This is a genomic window from Henriciella marina (genome assembly GCF_027213945.1).
In the GTDB taxonomy this organism is placed as follows: domain Bacteria; phylum Pseudomonadota; class Alphaproteobacteria; order Caulobacterales; family Hyphomonadaceae; genus Henriciella; species Henriciella marina_A.
Window position 1 is genome coordinate 443783 of sequence record NZ_JAPWGW010000002.1, and the last position, 16222, is coordinate 460004.

The 16222-nt window shown below is 59.9% G+C and carries 14 protein-coding genes; 11 read left to right on the forward strand and 3 right to left on the reverse strand.

The annotated features are described in order from the left end of the window. Nucleotides 1-7: 7 nt before the first annotated feature. A complete protein-coding gene (locus O4G74_RS08585; RefSeq protein ID WP_269402226.1) occupies nt 8-1267 on the reverse strand; it encodes an efflux RND transporter periplasmic adaptor subunit in 1260 nt (419 codons plus the stop codon). 136 nt (nt 1268-1403) lie between these two features. On the opposite strand from O4G74_RS08585, the gene O4G74_RS08590 reads away from it, so the two are divergent. Together O4G74_RS08590 and O4G74_RS08595 are read left to right on the forward strand one after the other, a co-directional pair. Then, nucleotides 1404-2003, forward strand: a complete 600-nt coding sequence (locus tag O4G74_RS08590; RefSeq protein ID WP_269402329.1) for a TetR/AcrR family transcriptional regulator — start codon at nt 1404-1406, stop codon at nt 2001-2003. Nucleotides 2004-2064: 61 nt separating this feature from the next. Next, nucleotides 2065-2691, forward strand: coding sequence for an exopolysaccharide biosynthesis protein (locus tag O4G74_RS08595; protein ID WP_269402227.1), 627 nt, complete (start codon nt 2065-2067; stop codon nt 2689-2691). A gap of 3 nt (nt 2692-2694) precedes the next feature. Here O4G74_RS08595 and O4G74_RS08600 read toward each other — a convergent pair whose 3' ends face one another. Then, on the reverse strand, nt 2695-4155 hold the full coding sequence (locus O4G74_RS08600; protein WP_269402228.1) for a UdgX family uracil-DNA binding protein: 1461 nt from the start codon (nt 4153-4155) through the stop codon (nt 2695-2697). After that, nucleotides 4155-5396 (reverse strand): putative DNA modification/repair radical SAM protein, encoded by a 1242-nt coding sequence (locus O4G74_RS08605; RefSeq protein ID WP_269402229.1) that lies wholly within the window; start codon nt 5394-5396, stop codon nt 4155-4157. Before O4G74_RS08605 ends, O4G74_RS08600 begins: the two co-directional genes overlap by 1 nt. 219 nt (nt 5397-5615) lie before the next feature. Between O4G74_RS08605 and O4G74_RS08610 the strand changes: the two genes are divergently transcribed. The 9 genes from O4G74_RS08610 (at nt 5616) to O4G74_RS08650 (ending at nt 16215) form a co-directional block, all read left to right on the forward strand. Further along, nucleotides 5616-5801, forward strand: coding sequence for a NepR family anti-sigma factor (locus O4G74_RS08610; RefSeq protein WP_269402230.1), 186 nt, complete (start codon nt 5616-5618; stop codon nt 5799-5801). Nucleotides 5802-5890: 89 nt separating this feature from the next. Next, the gene (gene doeB2 / locus O4G74_RS08615) at nt 5891-7105 is read left to right on the forward strand and encodes a N(2)-acetyl-L-2,4-diaminobutanoate deacetylase DoeB2 (protein ID WP_269402231.1); all 1215 of its coding nucleotides are present in this window, start codon (nt 5891-5893) and stop codon (nt 7103-7105) included. A gap of 30 nt (nt 7106-7135) precedes the next feature. After that, nucleotides 7136-8359 carry an aspartate aminotransferase family protein gene (locus tag O4G74_RS08620; RefSeq protein WP_269402232.1) on the forward strand — a complete coding sequence of 408 codons (1224 nt, stop codon included), beginning with the start codon at nt 7136-7138 and terminating at the stop codon, nt 8357-8359. After that, nucleotides 8356-9588, forward strand: a complete 1233-nt coding sequence (gene doeA / locus O4G74_RS08625; protein WP_269402233.1) for an ectoine hydrolase — start codon at nt 8356-8358, stop codon at nt 9586-9588. The genes O4G74_RS08620 and doeA overlap by 4 nt, the downstream gene beginning before the upstream one ends. Before the next feature lie 33 nt (nt 9589-9621). Next, the gene (locus tag O4G74_RS08630) at nt 9622-10995 is read left to right on the forward strand and encodes an NAD-dependent succinate-semialdehyde dehydrogenase (protein ID WP_269402234.1); all 1374 of its coding nucleotides are present in this window, start codon (nt 9622-9624) and stop codon (nt 10993-10995) included. Nucleotides 10996-11158: 163 nt separating this feature from the next. After that, nucleotides 11159-12610: a type II and III secretion system protein family protein gene (locus O4G74_RS08635; protein ID WP_269402235.1), complete on the forward strand. Its 1452-nt coding sequence runs from the start codon at nt 11159-11161 to the stop codon at nt 12608-12610. A 2-nt stretch (nt 12611-12612) separates the two neighbouring features. Further along, nucleotides 12613-13797 (forward strand): AAA family ATPase, encoded by a 1185-nt coding sequence (locus O4G74_RS08640; protein ID WP_269402236.1) that lies wholly within the window; start codon nt 12613-12615, stop codon nt 13795-13797. After that, nucleotides 13798-15261, forward strand: a complete 1464-nt coding sequence (locus O4G74_RS08645; protein WP_269402237.1) for a CpaF family protein — start codon at nt 13798-13800, stop codon at nt 15259-15261. Continuing rightward, nucleotides 15262-16215: a type II secretion system F family protein gene (locus O4G74_RS08650; protein ID WP_269402238.1), complete on the forward strand. Its 954-nt coding sequence runs from the start codon at nt 15262-15264 to the stop codon at nt 16213-16215. Nucleotides 16216-16222: the final 7 nt, after the last annotated feature.

Consider the following 16222-nt stretch of genomic DNA (forward strand, 5'->3'; position numbering starts at 1 on the left):
CTGAGCTTTATTCTGGCTGGGCCACTGTCGCAGGCGACGCAACCGCCGCCATTTCTTCCTGACGCGAGGCGATCACCTCAACGGGCGCGCCATTGCGGACATTCTGGAAGCCGCTGACTATGACCCGATCGCCCGGCGACAGACCATCAGTCACGATCCAGTTCGAGCCGTTCGCTTCCTGAATTGTGAGAGGTTTCTGGATGGCCGTACCGTCATCGCCTGCGACGAAGACATATCCGTCGCCCTGCGGCGTGCGCTGCACGGCCCGCTGCGGGATGGCGTAGACATTGTTGTAAGTGCCAGCCGCAAAGGACGCCTTCAGAAACATGCCCGGCAGGATGAGATTGTCAGGGTTCGGGAACTGGGCCCGCACGATGACAGTGCCGGCCTCCTGATCGACGCTGACTTCAGAGAACTCGAGCTGACCGGATAGCGGATACTCATCGCCGTTCTCAAATTCCAGTGTCACAGGGACAGCGGCAGAACGGCCAGATGTGGGACCGAGCGTCTCGATCTTTCCTTCTGAAACATCCCGTTTCCAGCGCAGGACCTGCGCGCTCGACGCCGTCATGTCGACATAGATGGGATCAAGCTGAAGGACGCGGGCAAGTGTGGTCGCCTGATTGGCAGTCACCAGTGCGCCTTCGGTCACAGCGGAGCGGCCGATACGGCCAGTAATTGGCGAGCGGACCTTTGTGCGCGCCAGATCGATGCGCGCGCGTTGCAGGGCAGCCCGCTGTATGCCGACATCGGCTTCTGCCTGTTTCTGGGCAGCCACCGCCTCGTCATAGGATTGCTGGCTGACAGCATTGATATCGGCCAGACGCTCAAAGCGCCGCGCCGTTTCGGTTGCGGCGGCTGCTGTTGCCTGCGCCCGTGCAAGAGATGCTTCTGCGCTCTGGACGGCGGCGTAATACTCGTCGGCGTCAATCTGGTAGAGCGCCTGATCTTCGGTGACGACTTCGCCCTCGGTGAACAGGCGGCTCTCGATCAGGCCTGAAACCTGCGGGCGGATCTCTGCCTCGGCATATGGCGTCGCCCGGCCAGGCAATGTTCGCACACTACCAATCGACGATGGCTGCACCGGCATGACCTCAACGCGCACTGCCATCTGCTGTGGCGGACCCGCATTCTCAGAAGCCTGTTGGCCCGGAGCATTGCCGCCCTCGCCATTTCCACATGCTGCAATAATCAGCAGCGTTGCACCTGCAGCCGCACCAAATCCCTTTCTGAGGGTTTGCGACGAGAACTTTCTGAATTGGGGCATGTGTTTCCTATGCGCCGTCGAGGGTTCGATGAAATGTAGCGAAACCTGTTGATTTTCGAATGAACGTTCTATTTGTTGCTGCAATGCACAAAGTCAATGACGGGATGTGAAATAGTTGGAACAAAAACCAATACCGATGACGGGCGCCGAGAAACGTCGGACTGCGAGAATCTCGCAAATCCTTGACGCAGCGGCACATTGTTTCGTCGAGATGGGCTTTCACCGCGCCGGCATGGCGAAGATTGCCGCGCGCGCAAAAATGAGCCCTGGTCACATCTATCACTATTTCGAGAGCAAGGAGGCGATCATTGCCGCCATCGTCGACCGCGAGTCGGCGCGCGCTGCCGAACGCTTTGCGGAGTTCGATGCGGTCGATTCAACCGAGCTTGCTTCCGTCATGACTGAAAGGGCGGTCCAGTCCATCGCGGAGAAGACCGACATACTACAATCGGTGCTCAACATGGAAATGCTCGCAGAGTGTCAGCGCAATCCGGAAATTGCCTGCATCATCCACAAGCATGACCGTTACGTCCGCGACCAGCTCACTCACCTTATCCGGGACAAGCTGGGCCTCGATCTCGCTGAGGCGCGCACAGACATGATGATGGTGCAGTTCTCAGGTCTGGCGAACCGCCTGCTTCGTAATCCGGACCTCGACCTTCAGAATATGGTCGTCCTGATGCGCCAGACGATGATGTCCATACTGTCCCCCACAATCGGTCACGAGGCCAAGTGAACCTTTTCGTCGATTGCACGCTAATGATGCATCTATCAACGGAAAAAAGGGACGTACCCCGATGGCAGACACAGCATCGCGGGATAACCCCCTCGAGAATGTCCTCGAGAGGGCTATCAAGGAAGTAGATGGCGACAAGGTAACATTCGGCGACATTCTGGACCTGTTTGGATCGCGCTCATTCGGGCCGATCATCGTCCTTCTTGGCATGCTCGTCACAGTCCCGCCCCTCGGCGCGGTCCCGGGCCTGCCGATGATCGTTGGCCTCGTCATCATCCTTTTCACCGTTCAAATCGTCTTTGGCGCGAAGCGGATCTGGGTCCCCGGTTTCATCGAAAAGCGCTCGATATCCAAGGACAAGCTGGAAGCGGCAGACAAGAAGGCAAAACCCTGGCTGAAACGTATTGACGGGCTCGTGTCTGAGCGCATCACGATGTTGACCGGTGAGTGGGCGGTCTATGCCTCTGCTATCATCATCATCTTCCTCGCGCTCCTTATGATCCCGCTGGAACTTGTCCCATTTGCCGTGGCCGCCCCAGGCGCCGCAATCACGCTGTACGGCCTCGCCATCATGGCACGCGATGGCGTGCTGATGCTGATCGGCTACGTACTGGCAGCTATCACCACGGCTTTGACAATCGCCTTTGTGCCATGGGACAAATTCGCGTCCTTCTTCGGTGGAGGCTAGGCCTCAGGCCGCATCCGACAGCAGCAAAGAGCGCGCGCGGGCGAGGTCATCGACGAACCTGTCATATTCTTCGGCCGCCCGCTGCCTGTCGGGCAGGCGTAGAAGGTAGGACGGGTGGATGGTCGCGATGAGGCGGGTGCCATTATCGAGCTGCGTCAGCGCCCCGCGCATATCTTTCAGGGCGACCGCCTTGCCGAACACGCCGCGCAGCGCGGTCGCCCCCATCGTTACGATGATGTCCGGCGCGACGAATTTACGCTCCAGATCCAGCCAGAAACGGCAGGTATCGATCTCGCCAGCGTTCGGCTTTTGATGCATCCGCCGCTTCCCGCGCGGGGTGAATTTGAAGTGCTTCACCGCATTGGTGATATAAGCCTTGCGCCGCTCCACATTCGCTTCGTTCATCGCCTTGTCAAACAGCTGACCGGCCGGACCGACAAAGGGTTTGCCCGCGATGTCCTCCCGGTCGCCGGGCTGTTCGCCAATGATCATCAGGCGGGCATCTGCCGGTCCCTCACCAAATATGGTCTGGCTGGCGCATTCATGGATCGGGCAGCGATCACATTTCGACGCTGCGCGGCGCGCATCATCAAGCGAGTTGATCTCTATCGCCTCTTCTTCGGCGAAGAAGTTCGACATGCGTGAGCTTCGGATGTTGGCGTCTGTCGAGGGCGCCGAGAGGAGCGCACCGGTGCGCTGTGACGACTGGCGGATGAGGTCCGGAATGAGCTCTGCCTCAGGCAAATTCTTCCAGTATTTTGCGGGCATTTCCGACAGCATGGCGTCAACCTTGAGCCGGGCCGGATTGAAGATGGAGGCGTAATAAGTGCGCCACTGGTCCTCGATCGCGTCCTCTGCCGGCATCTGTGAGCGGTCAGCGCCCGCCGCAAAGGTCAGCTTCTTGCCATCCCAGCTGGCGCAGGCGTCCGGCGTCAGGATCGTCCAGTCCATGCCGGTAAAACGGCGCATGAAGAAAGGAGCGGTCAGACCGACAATGCGGTTGTCCGGTTCAAACCAGCTCATGAAGACTTCACGGCCATCGCGTTCCCCAACTTTGCGGAAGCGGACGAAGGCGTGCATCTTGTGAACATCACGGCGGATCTGCTTGTCGGCGCCTTTGACCCAGCGCACCGCATCATTCAGCGGGTCAGTGAGGGCTGCGCGATTGGACTGCAGATCCCAGAGAAGCTGGTAGAGCCAGGCAAAGCGGGCCGGGTCGCGGTGGCAGATGACCCGCTTGGCCATGTCGATGAAGGCTTTGGGGACTTTGACTTCTCGCGGCGCTGAATGGTCGGGCACGGCAGGTTCAGGCGCGCTGGCGGCAGCGGCGAAAAGATCATCGCCACCAGCGGTGCTACCCGACCAATGGATGTCGGCAGGCGGCACGCCCTGCCCTGCCAGACGCCGGGCAGCATCGCGCCACCCATCGAAGTCCGTTTCGGAAGACAGGCTGACATGGTGCATCAGAAAAGCTGAAGCTGCTGGGGTTGCGGCACGAACCTGTCGCGCAAAGTCACAAGATCGAGCGCGCGGGACGGGTGCCAGTCTACGGTTTCGATAAAGTCGCGGCAAGTTTTCAGCGACCGCACGATACGCGCGATATGGTCGAGCCGCAGCGTTGTGTGTCGGCGTGCAGAGAGGATACGGTTCACCGACTTGGTCCCGAAGCCGGGCACACGCAGCAAGTCTTCGCGGCTCGCGCGGTTCACATTGACGGGAAAGCGTTCCCGCCTCTCCAGCGCCCAGGCCAGTTTCGGGTCAAGCTCCAAGTCGAGCATACCATCGCGGCGGGCCTCAAAAATCTCATCCTTCTCGAAGCCGTAAAAACGCATCAGCCAGTCAGCCTGATACAGGCGGTGTTCTCTCATCAGCGGCGGCTTGATGAGCGGCAGGTCGCCAGAGCTGTCCTGAATGGGGCTGAATGCCGAATAATAGACGCGGCGGAGCTTGTAGCCGGAATAGAGCGAGGCGCTGGTCGTCATGATGTCATTGTCGGAGGACTGGTCCGCGCCGACGATCATCTGCGTCGACTGCCCGCCGGGAACGAAGCGCGGCGGGCGCGCCTTGCCTCTCTCCTTGCGGTCGGGCTGACGCGACTCGATGCCGTGACGGACATTTGCCATGGCAGAGCGGATCACGGCGCCTGACTTTTCTGGCGCATAGGATTTGAGCGAAGCTTCGCGGGGCAGTTCGATATTGATGGAGAGGCGGTCAGCGTGCAGCCCGGCCTGCTCAATCAGGGCCGGGTCCGCCTCGGGAATGGATTTGAGGTGGATGTAGCCGCCAAAATTATGCTCCACCCGCAGCTTACGAGCGACCTCGACCATCTGCTCCATCGTATAGTTTGATGAGCGGATGATGCCGGAGGAGAGAAACAGGCCTTCGATATAATTGCGCTTGTAGAAATCGAGCGTCAGCTTGACGATTTCGTCGACGCTGAAACGCGCCCGCTCCACATTGCTCGACACCCGGTTGATGCAATACTTGCAGTCATAGATGCAGAAATTCGTCATAAGGATCTTCAGCAAGGAAATGCATCGTCCGTCAGGCGCATAGGCATGACAGATGCCCATCCCTTCGGTCGAACCTATCCCATTGGTAGAAAGTGAATTTCTCTTGGCCGACCCGGAGGACGCGCAAGATGCATCATACTTGGCGGCATCCGCGAGGATGGCCAGACGGTCAATCAGAGTACGCTTTCCCATGCGCGGAACATAGCAGGAACACGCAATCAGTAAAAGCAATTCAGCAGCTGTTTTCCACGACCAGGAAAGCGCGCAAACAGGTCCAATGGCGCACCAATCGCGCGTGTTGCGCGCAAGCAACGTCAACGCATCACTGCGGAATGTTAACCATTGCACAGCTAGAAAATCGGAACGCTCGGCACGTCTGTTTGTTTACAGGTTGAGCAACGAGACAGAATTATGACTGACAGACACGAGCATAAGCGATCAACGCAGGCTAGCGCCGAGGAGCGCCACGCCCGACGTGCATTTCGCAATGCCATGTCTGCTGGGCTGAAGCGCACCTATGATCGCGTTTCCGAGAAATCTGTCCCAGATGAATTCATGCAATTGTTGCAGGCAGCTGACCGGAAAGCAAAAGCTTAGGACTGCGCGATATTCGGGCAGCGGTCTGAATTTTAGCTTGTGAGCAGCCGCCCCATTGCAGTGAAGCCCGCAATGCGTACGGTCACTGTATGTCGAGACAAGGCTTCACCTTGCCCCGAGGGATGCAGGCGGACTGGCCGACACTGGTTGCGGCCTCTACCGATTTTCGTCGAGACCTCCATCGACACCCAGAACTTCCCTGGCAGGAAATAGATACGTCCGAAGTCATTCGTGCGTCGCTTGATGCTATGGGCATTTCCTACCGCGTCTGCGCGGGGACCGGTACCGTTGCAACTCTGGCCGCGACTGCGCCCGGCAGACATGTCGGCTTGCGTGCCGATATTGATGCCCTTCCAATCAATGAGGCGACGGGTCTCGATTACAGCTCTTCCCACACTGGATGTATGCACGCGTGCGGACATGACGGTCACGCGGCCGCGCTGATGTCGACCGCCGCCTGGCTGAAACGCCATGAAGCGAGCCTGCCTGGCCCTGTCACCCTGCTCTTCCAGCCTGCCGAAGAAGGCGGGCATGGCGCAAAGAAGATGATTGAAGACGGCGCGCTTGAAGGGCTCGACTGCATCTTCGGCTGGCATAACTGGCCGGCTATTCCTTTCGGCAAAGCAGTTTGTCCCGACGGCGCCGTCATGGCGGGCAATGGGACATTCCGGATCACGCTGCGCGGCGCAGGCGGCCATGCGAGCCAGCCTGAAAACACGCGCGACCCCGTTCTGGCCGCCTCTGCCGTCACCATGGCTTTGCAGCAGATCATTTCGCGCCGAATTACGCCGCAAAATGCCGCCGTTGTCAGCGTGACCTCCATCGAGGCCCCCAGCGGTGAGACCGTCATCCCAGACAGTGCGAAAATGGCCGGCAGCATCCGTCTGGCCAATGCCAATGACCGGCCACTCATAGAAGGTCTCATCAGGGAAATTACTGTTTCGCAGGCCAAAGCGTACGGGGTCGAGGCGGACGTGGAGGTTTTCCCTCGTTACGACGCAACCGTAAATCACCCGTCTGAAGCGGCCCACATGCGTGAAGCGATCGCAGCAGATTTGGGCGAAGCCTGGCATTTCGACCAGATCCCGGTGCCGATCATGGCGTCGGAAGACTTCTCTTATTATCTCAAAGAAATACCAGGTGCCTTCGCCCTGATTGGTGCCGATGACGGCAAGGGCCATCACGAGCCGTGCCATTCCCCCAGATACGATTTCAATGACAGGCTGCTGCCGATTGTGACCCGCATCTATGCGCGTCTCGCCGGCGCGCCCCTACCCGACCAAGCCACTTATCTGAACGACTAACCCTGAACACGAATCCGAGGAGAGACCGTCATGGACCTGTTTGAGCGCTGGGAATCGAATGTCAGGGGCTACGCACGGACTTACCCCACCGTGTTCAAGTCCGCGTCCAATGCCCGCCAGACCGATGAGGCCGGCAAGTCATATATCGACTTCTTTGGTGGCGCAGGCGTCCTGAACTTCGGACATAATAACCCTCGCATGAAAGAGGCCATCATCAAATTCATCGAGGCCGATGGCATTCCCCATAGCCTCGACATGATGACGACCACCAAGCGTGACTTCATCAAGGCCTTCACCGAGACGATCCTCGAGCCGCGCGGCTGGGACTACCGGATGCAGTTCACCGGGCCGACCGGTACCAACGCTGTCGAAGCCGCCCTGAAACTTGCGCGCCGCGCGACCGGCCGCAAGCAGGTCATCGCCTTCACCAATGGCTTTCATGGCATGACGCTTGGCGCGCTCGCGGCCACGGCAAATGCCTATTTCCGTAACGCGGCAGGCGTGCCGCTGAACCATGTCGAGCGCCTGCCATTCGGCCACCCGCTGGAAGGTATGGAGGAAGTCTATGCAGACCCCTCGTCTGGCTACGAACCTCCAGCAGCGATCCTGGTTGAGCCTATCCAGGCCGAAGGCGGCGTGAATGTCGCCGACGCGGAATGGCTGAAAGCGATCCGCAAGTTTGCAAAGGATCGCGGCGCGCTATTCATTCTGGATGATATCCAGGCCGGGTGTGGGCGCACAGGTTCATATTTCAGCTTTGACGGCATGGACCTCGACCCGGACATCATCACGCTGGCCAAGGGCATTGGCGGCTTCGGTACGCCGCTTGCCATGAATCTGAACAAGCCGGAATTCGACAAGCACTGGTCGCCGGGCGAGCATACGGGCACGTTCCGCGGACAGGGTATCTCCTTCATCGCGGGCATGGTCGCCATGGACTATTTCAAGGATGACAACTTCATGGCCGACGTCCGCCGCAAGGGCGAGATCATGGAAAGCCGCCTGAAGAAGATGGCACGCTCTGGCATGGAGGTGCGCGGCAAGGGCATGATGCAGGGCCTCGATACGAAAGATGGCGCATACGCCAAGAAGGTCGTCGCCGAATGCTTCGAGAACGGGCTGCTTCTCGGCGGTTGTGGCAGCGAAGGCCGGGTGGCCAAGCTGATCCCTCCGCTGACGATTGACGATGCTGACCTCAATGAAGGCCTCGACATCATGGAGGCGGCCATGGAAGCCGCTCTGGTGCGCGCATGAGACATCGCGATGATATGACGTTCCCGCCGGAAGAGTATGCTCGCCGGCTGGAAGACCTACGCGACCGGATGAGAAGCCGCCGACTTGATGCGGTGGTGATTTCCGACCCTGAAAACATTATGTACCTCACTGACTATCAGACGACGGGGTACTCATTCTTCCAGGCACTGGTGGTGCCGCTGGACGACGACTGCTTCATGGTCACGCGGAACATGGAAGAGTCGAACGTCCATGCCCGCACATGGGTCGAGAAAACAAGGCCCTATGCCGATAATGGTGACGCCATCCAGCGCCTGATTGAGGCGCTTCGTGAGGCCGGACTCTATAATTCAACGGTCGGCTACGAGCGCAATTCATACTTCCTGCCAGCCTACCAGCAGGACCGCTTCCACTCGGCCTATACGGGCGGCCGTCTGCTGGATTGTTTCGGCATCGTAGAGGAAGGCCGCGTCTGTAAGTCGAAGCACGAAATCGAGATCATGAAGAGGGCCGCCCGCGCGACCGAAGCGGGCATGAAGGCCGGCATCGAGATCGCGAAACCCGGCGTCACTGAGAATGAGATTGGCGCGGCGATCTCGGCGGCCATGTTCGAAGCTGGCGGCGAGCCACCCGCTGTCATGCCCTATGTTACCTCGGGACCTCGCTCCATGATCGGGCATGCGACTTGGGAGGGCCGTACGGTTCAGGAAGGCGAGCATGTCTTCCTTGAGGTGGGCGGCTGCTACAGGCGCTATCACACCGCCATGATGCGCACGATCGTGATGCAGGATGAACTTTCGCCATCCATGCGCAGCGCAGAAGAGCAGATGCAAAAAGCGCTGCTTGAGCTGCGGGACCGGGTCCAGCCGGGCCTTACGGTTTCGGACGCAGACAAGATCGTACGCGATATCATCTCGGCCGGGTCGCATGGTGGGTCACTCATCACCCGCTCTGGCTATTCGATCGGCATCGCTTTCCCGCCGAGCTGGGATGAAGGCTATATCCTGTCGCTGATGCAGGGTGACCCGCAGATCCTGAAGGAAGGCATGACCTTCCACATCATTCCATGGGTCTGGGGTGTGGACGGCGACAAGACGGTCGGCATATCCGACACTTTCTATGTGACTGAAACCGGCTGCGAAAGCTTCTTTTCCCTGCCCGAAGAGTTCACGCTGAAACCCGGCACGGGAAAGCCTGCCGCGCCAGCCGCAAAGAAAGCCAATGGCGAGCAGGCTCAACCGGCGAGCTAGCGCCTGTTACACATCTGAGATCAGGAGATATCCATGCTGAAAGCCGTCAATCCGGCGACCGGCGAGACCGTTCGTGAAGTTGCGCTCGACAGCGAGGCAGACATCAACGCCAAGATCGAAGCGTCGCTGGCCGCCTTCCATGAGTGGAAGACCAAATCCTATGAGGAACGCGCAAAGCTGCTCAAAGCTGTCGCGGCCCATATGCGCGAACATGTCGAGACGCTAGCCCCCATCATGACCGAAGAAATGGGCAAGCCGATCAAGGAAGGTCGCGGCGAAGTCGAGAAGTCAGCCTGGTGCGCAGAGCATTATGCCGACCATGCCGAAGGCTATCTCTCTCGCCAGGTTCTGGAGTCCGATGCGAGCCTCTCCTATGTGCAGCACCTGCCGATTGGCCCCATTCTCGGAATCCTGCCCTGGAATGCGCCTTTCTGGCTCGCTTTCCGGTTTGCAGCCCCTGCCCTGATGGCGGGAAATTCCTGCCTGATGAAGCATGACCCGCATGTGCCGGGCTGTGCCGAAGCCATTGAGACCTGCTTCCGCGAGGCGGGCGCACCTGAGGGACTGTTTCAGGCGCTTTATCTGGAGACGCCGAACGTCGAAGCGGTGATCCGCGATGACAGAATTCGCGGCGTGTCCTTTACCGGCTCTTCGCGCGGCGGGTCTGCCGTTGCCGGGATTGCCGGGTCAGCGATCAAGCCTGCAGTGCTGGAGCTTGGCGGGTCTGATCCCTCCATCGTTCTGGCCGATGCCGACCTCGACAAGGCGACGGACGTGCTGACGCTGTCGCGCATCATCAATGCAGGCCAGTCCTGCATTGCGGCCAAGCGGATCATCGTTGAGGAGAGCGTCTACGACAAAGTCGAAGCGCTGATGAAGGAGAAGCTTGCGGCGCTGAAGCTGGGTGATCCGCGAGAGGGCGAGACGGATGTAGGCCCGATTGCACGCCCGGACCTGAGAGATGAGCTGCACCGGCAGGTTCAGGAGACGATCAAACAGGGCGCGGACTGTGTGCTTGGCGGTGAGTTGCCGAGCGGCAATGGCTATTTCTATCCGGTGACGCTCCTGTCGAATGTCACGCCGGACATGTGCGCCTTCAATGAGGAGACGTTCGGGCCGGTTGGTGTGCTGGTAAAGGCGCGGGACGCAGACCATGCCGTAGAGCTGGCGAACGACACGCGCTACGGCCTTGCGGCGAGTATCTGGACAGAGACCAGCCGCGGGGAGGCGATGGCGAGCTTGCTCGATACTGGTCAGGTCAGCGTCAACGGCATCGTGAAGACAGACCCTCGACTGCCAAGCGGCGGCACAAAGGCATCGGGTCTTGGGCGCGAACTGGGGCCGCACGGCATCCTTGAATTCGTGAATGCCCAACAGGTCTGGGTCGGACCTGCGAAACCTGCGTGACCCAAGGAATGCGCGAAAATCCTGACACAACTTCATCAGGATATGGCAAATTTTCTTCAAGTTTGCCGGGCGCGTTTCAGCCGGACTTCAAGTCTCGCTCTTAGGCTTGCTTACTGAACGCCTGCGAAAATGCGGGCCCCAGTAAGTAGCAATGAGGGTCAGAATGACGTCCTCCGTCCTGCAGGCAATTTCCGTCGCTCTCCTGTTCTGCGGGTTCTCCGCATCAGCTGCGATTGCCGACCCCGCGCCTCGTCAGACCGGTAGTGCCGTCTACCATGCGGCTACATCGCCCGCAGGTCCGGCGCAGACCGATCTGACTGTCGTCGTGAACCGGTCGACCCCCATCGCCGTTGGCCGCCCGTTCGCACGCATTGCCATCTCCCAGCCAGAGATTGCTGACGCTGCGCCGACCTCAGACAACCGCCTTTATGTCCGTGGACGCACAATCGGCTCGACCAATATCCTGGTCTATGATGATGATGGCGACCTGATCGAAATTATCGATGTGCGCGTCGAACATGATCTGGGCGCCATCCAGAGCGACATTGCAGCCCTTTTCCCTGACATCAGCCTCGACCTTCGCACCGTGGCCCAGCGCCTTCATGTGCGCGGCAATGTGCCGGATGATGAAACGGCAGCCGAGATCATGCAGATCGCGGCAAGCTATGCGCCCGATGCGGTGATCGATGCGCTCGACGTGAACAGTCCGCAGCAGGTGATGCTGGAAGTGCGTTTCGTCGAAGCGTCGCGTGAAGACGTGAAAGAGCTTGGCATTGGCGGTGAAGTCAGCCGTGCGGGTGATTTCCTGTTCGCGACCGGCTCGGAGCTTCTCTCCGGCGGCGCGCCAAAATCCATTCTCAGCCTGCTTGGCGCGTCTGGTGGGGTGAATATCGACTTCTTCCTTGAAGCGCTGGAAGAACGCGGCGTCATTCGCACGCTGGCCGAACCGAACCTCGTCGCCCGCTCTGGTGAGACGGCGAGTTTCCTCGCGGGCGGGGAGTTTCCCGTGCCGGTCGCCGCCGATGAAGACACGATCAGCATTGAGTTCCGTGAGTTCGGCGTGAGCCTCGAATTCACGCCGCGCATCCTGTCGAACAACAAGATGAGCCTCGAAGTCAGCCCGGAAGTGAGCCAGCTCGATCCGCGCAACTCTGTTCGTCTTGCGAGCGTCGAGATCCCGGCGCTGAGCGTTCGCCGCGCCAACACGATCATTGAGCTTGCTGATGGCGAAAGCTTTGCGATTGCTGGCCTGATCCAGAACACGGTGGACACGACCTCGGTTCAGACGCCGTGGCTGGGCGATGTGCCTGTGCTTGGCGCACTCTTTCGCTCGAACCGTTTCCGCGAGAATGAGACAGAGCTCATCATCATCATCACGCCGCGCCTTGTCCTGCCGACGCCAGCGGGTACGCGAATTCCGGATCCACTCACGAATAATCCAATGCCATCGGAAGCAGAGCGCCTGCTGCTGGGAAACCTTAGCCACGACAATGGTCCAAGCCGCGCGTCTGTTGGCACTGGCACACTTCTGACGCCTTCCGCTGCAGCAGCGCAGCCTGTGGCTCAGGCCTCACGCCCTGATCTTGGCTATGTGCCGGGAATGGGAGGCGAGTAGGCATGAGCGCCACACCGCTTCAGGTGACGGGGCCAGTGCGCCTTCACGTCTTCGCGCCCGGTGGGCACGAGGCATTGGTGGCCGCAACCACAAACCTGCCGACAGTCACCGTGACCAGCCATGCGAGCCCCGACGCTGCGCTTGAAGCGGCCCAGGCTGAACGCGGCGGCGTGCTTGTGCTGGAGAATGCCGGTAAGTTTGACCTTGTCGAACTGCTGATCCGCGTCTCGGAGACCGCGCCGAGCCTGCCTGGCATTGTAATCGGTGAGAATATTCCGATCCTCGCGGTAAAGCGGCTGATGTCGCTGCAGCGCTGGGACATGCTGCCGCCGCCGATTTCACCAGTGTCGCTGATCGAGGCGCTGGAGCTTATCTGCAAGCAGGACGGTTCGGGGGCGGATAGCTCAGGCAAATGCTGGACGGTGACGCCGTCGGTTGGCGGTGCTGGTGCGACACTGGTGGCAGTCGAAATCGCCTACCAGCTCAGCCAGCGCGAGACGCGCAGCAAGGTCTGCCTCATCGATCTCGACTTCTTCGATGGGGCGTGTGCGTCCTATTTGAACTGCCCGGCAAACCTCAATCAGAGCGCGCTGACCCAGTCGGCGGACCGGATCGACGAGGCGTTGCTTCAGGCCTTCATCACACACCACAAGAACGGTATCGATCTCCTGGCAGCGCCGCGCTCACACCGGCTGTGGAATGCGATCAAGCCGGAATCGATCCTAAAGATGCTGGAGGTTGCCTGCAGCCTCTATGATCATGTGATCGTCGACCTGCCGCGTTGGCCTTCGCCGTGGATGGCATCTGTCGTGACAGGTGCTGACGAAAACATCGTGATGAGCGAGCTTACCGTACCGGCACTCCACGCCGCACGCAACCGCGCCGAGGACCTCGAAGACGCGTCCGAAGGCATCGTTCAACCTCGCATCGTGCTGAACCGGATGTCTAAGAAGCTGTTTGGCGGCACCGTGACCGTGTCGCAGGCCGAGGAAGCCATCGGCCGCCCCGTCTTCGCAACTATCTCGTCGGAATGGGAAGCCGCGCTTGCCGCCGTGAATTTCGGTCAGGCCGTCAGCGAAGCGAAGCCGGGCAATCGCCTCGCCAAGGATATCAGCCGCCTGATCGACCTTCTCGAAGAAGGCAATGCCCCAATGGTCCAGTCACCCCCGAGCAGAAAGAAAGCCTAGATGGCCCGCTTCTCCCTTCTCTCTCGCAATAGCTCCGCCGCCGAAAAGCTTGAGCCTGAAACCGCAGCGCCAGACGCGAGCGCGGATGAAGCGACGAAGAATGAAGGTCCGCTCTTTGCAGCTGACGATGCTGACGAGGCCGATGATGAGCCCGAAGAGAGCTCAGGCTCTGCCTCATTCGACCTGCTCGAAGCCAAGCTGCGCGTCCACAACAAGCTGATTGATGAGTTGGACCTCTCGGTTCTCGACAAGCTCGACGAAGTGGAAATGAAGAAGCAGGTCGGCCGGCTGGTTTCCGAGATTGTGCGCGATGAGCGCATCCCGATGAACCAGGCCGAAGTGCTGGATTTTGCAGATTCAGTCTATCACGAGATGACGGGTCTCGGCCCGCTGGAGCCGCTTCTCGCAGACCCGACGATTTCGGATATCCTTATCAATGGCGCGAAGCAGGTCTATGTGGAGCGCCGCGGTGAGCTTGAACTCTCAGAGGCCAAGTTCCGCGACAATGCCCACCTTCGCCGGATCGTCTCGCGCATTGTGTCCGCCGTCGGCCGCCGTGTCGATGAGAGCCAGCCGCTCGTCGATGCGCGTCTTCTCGATGGCTCGCGCGTCAACGCGGCTGTGGAGCCTGTCGCGATTGACGGTCCGCTTGTTTCCATAAGGAAGTTCTCAAAGAAGCCGCTGACGCTTGAAAAGCTGATCGGCTTTGGCGCGATGCCGAACGAGGTCGCCGAGTTTCTGTTCAATGCCGTGAAATGCCGTGTCACCTGCATCATTTCCGGCGGTACGGGTTCCGGCAAGACGACGTTGCTGAATGCGCTCTCCAAGGCGATCAGCCACAAGGAACGCCTGATCACCATTGAGGACGCAGCGGAACTTCAGCTGCAGCAGCCACACGTCGCCCGCATGGAAACGCGCCCGCCAAACCTGGAGGGCAAGGGTGAGATCCGCCAGCGCGAACTGGTGAAGAACGCCCTTCGTATGCGTCCTGACCGGGTGATCCTTGGCGAGGTGCGTTCCGAAGAGGCTTTCGACATGCTGCAGGCCATGAACACGGGCCATGAAGGCTCCATGGCGACGATCCACGCCAATAATCCGCGCGAGGCGATCAGCCGTCTCGAGCAGATGGTGGCGATGGGCGGGCTGCGCATCTCGTCCGAAGCTGTCCGTGGGCAGATCTCTTCAGCTATCGGTATCATCATCCAGGCCCAGCGCCTGTCTGACGGTTCGCGCCGCATTACCCATGTGACCGAAGTGACGGGCATGGAAGGCGACATCATCCAGATGCAGGACATCTTTCTCTTCAACCGCCTTCGCACCGGCGAGGATGGCACAGTGATCGGCGAGTTCCGCGCCACGGGCCTTCGCCCCAAATGCCTCGATGAGATGCAACGGCGCGGCGTGCACCTGCCGATGGAGTATTTCGACCCGTCCAAGCCGCTTCTCGAAGTGCCGGGGAAATAGATGGAGACTTCGGTCGTCATCTATGTGCTGGCCTTCGCTTCAGCCTTTCTCGCCGCCCAGTCGGTCCTTGGTTTTGGACAGGGCGCGGTTGAGAAGACGCGGCTGAACCGGCGCCTGCGCGTGCAGGAAAAGCAGGCCAGCGTCGCTGACCTCATCATTGAGCTTCGCCGCCAGCGCGGGCAGGACAAGGAGGGCAATGGGCGTCTGGCGGTTCGCTGGTTCAACGATCTCGTGACTCGCTCTGGACTTGCTTATGATCCTGTCACTTGGTCGATGATCGCGCTCGCTGTCGGCGTCGTCGCAGCAGCTGCTACCTACTATTTCACAGCTAATCTGATGCTGACGCCTGCGGCAGGTGTTCTGTCGTCGACGGTCCTGCCGATCTTTTTCCTCAAGATGAAAGCCGCCGCGCGTGATCGCGAGCTCGGCGAGCAATTGCCTGATGCGCTCGAAATCATCGTCCGCAGCCTCGAAGCGGGCCACCCGGTACCGACCGCGGTTTCGCTGGTCGGGCGCGAAATGCCGGACCCGATCGGGTCCGAATTCGGCATGGCAGCTGACGAAATTGCCTATGGCTCAAGCCTCGAAGAGGCGGTGAAGAAGCTCGCTGAGCGTACACAACAGCCCGACGTCGAACTCTTCGCCGCCACGGTACGCCTGCAGGCGCGGACCGGGGGCAATCTCGCCAGCCTGCTCAAGGTCAACGCATCGACGGTCCGCGCCCGTCAGAAAATGCGCCTGAAGATCAAGGCTGCCTCATCGGAAGGGCGCGCCTCCGCGCTAATCCTGACGTCGGCTCCCTTCATCGTGATGGGTGCGATGCACATGCTGACCCCGCACTTCTATGGCAGCGTCATCAATGAAAAGCTTGTCCAGTATGGTCTCGGCGGCTGCCTTGTCTGGATGGCGATCGGCAACCTCGTCATGCGCAAGATGATCAGTTTCAAGGTCTGAGGGAGCG

What these genes read in the sequence shown, in the direction of transcription:
- O4G74_RS08590 (WP_269402329.1), top strand. Translation starts at nt 1,404, where the DNA reads ATGACGGGCGCCGAGAAACGTCGGACTGCGAGAATCTCGCAAATCCTT.
- O4G74_RS08610 (WP_269402230.1), top strand. Translation starts at nt 5,616, where the DNA reads ATGACTGACAGACACGAGCATAAGCGATCAACGCAGGCTAGCGCCGAG.
- O4G74_RS08650 (WP_269402238.1), top strand. Translation starts at nt 15,262, where the DNA reads ATGGAGACTTCGGTCGTCATCTATGTGCTGGCCTTCGCTTCAGCCTTT.
- O4G74_RS08605 (WP_269402229.1), bottom strand. Translation starts at nt 5,396, where the DNA reads ATGGGAAAGCGTACTCTGATTGACCGTCTGGCCATCCTCGCGGATGCC.
- O4G74_RS08630 (WP_269402234.1), top strand. Translation starts at nt 9,622, where the DNA reads ATGCTGAAAGCCGTCAATCCGGCGACCGGCGAGACCGTTCGTGAAGTT.
- O4G74_RS08585 (WP_269402226.1), bottom strand. Translation starts at nt 1,267, where the DNA reads ATGCCCCAATTCAGAAAGTTCTCGTCGCAAACCCTCAGAAAGGGATTT.
- O4G74_RS08620 (WP_269402232.1), top strand. Translation starts at nt 7,136, where the DNA reads ATGGACCTGTTTGAGCGCTGGGAATCGAATGTCAGGGGCTACGCACGG.
- O4G74_RS08595 (WP_269402227.1), top strand. Translation starts at nt 2,065, where the DNA reads ATGGCAGACACAGCATCGCGGGATAACCCCCTCGAGAATGTCCTCGAG.
- doeA (WP_269402233.1), top strand. Translation starts at nt 8,356, where the DNA reads ATGAGACATCGCGATGATATGACGTTCCCGCCGGAAGAGTATGCTCGC.
- O4G74_RS08635 (WP_269402235.1), top strand. Translation starts at nt 11,159, where the DNA reads ATGACGTCCTCCGTCCTGCAGGCAATTTCCGTCGCTCTCCTGTTCTGC.
- O4G74_RS08645 (WP_269402237.1), top strand. Translation starts at nt 13,798, where the DNA reads ATGGCCCGCTTCTCCCTTCTCTCTCGCAATAGCTCCGCCGCCGAAAAG.
- O4G74_RS08600 (WP_269402228.1), bottom strand. Translation starts at nt 4,155, where the DNA reads ATGCACCATGTCAGCCTGTCTTCCGAAACGGACTTCGATGGGTGGCGC.
- doeB2 (WP_269402231.1), top strand. Translation starts at nt 5,891, where the DNA reads ATGTCGAGACAAGGCTTCACCTTGCCCCGAGGGATGCAGGCGGACTGG.
- O4G74_RS08640 (WP_269402236.1), top strand. Translation starts at nt 12,613, where the DNA reads ATGAGCGCCACACCGCTTCAGGTGACGGGGCCAGTGCGCCTTCACGTC.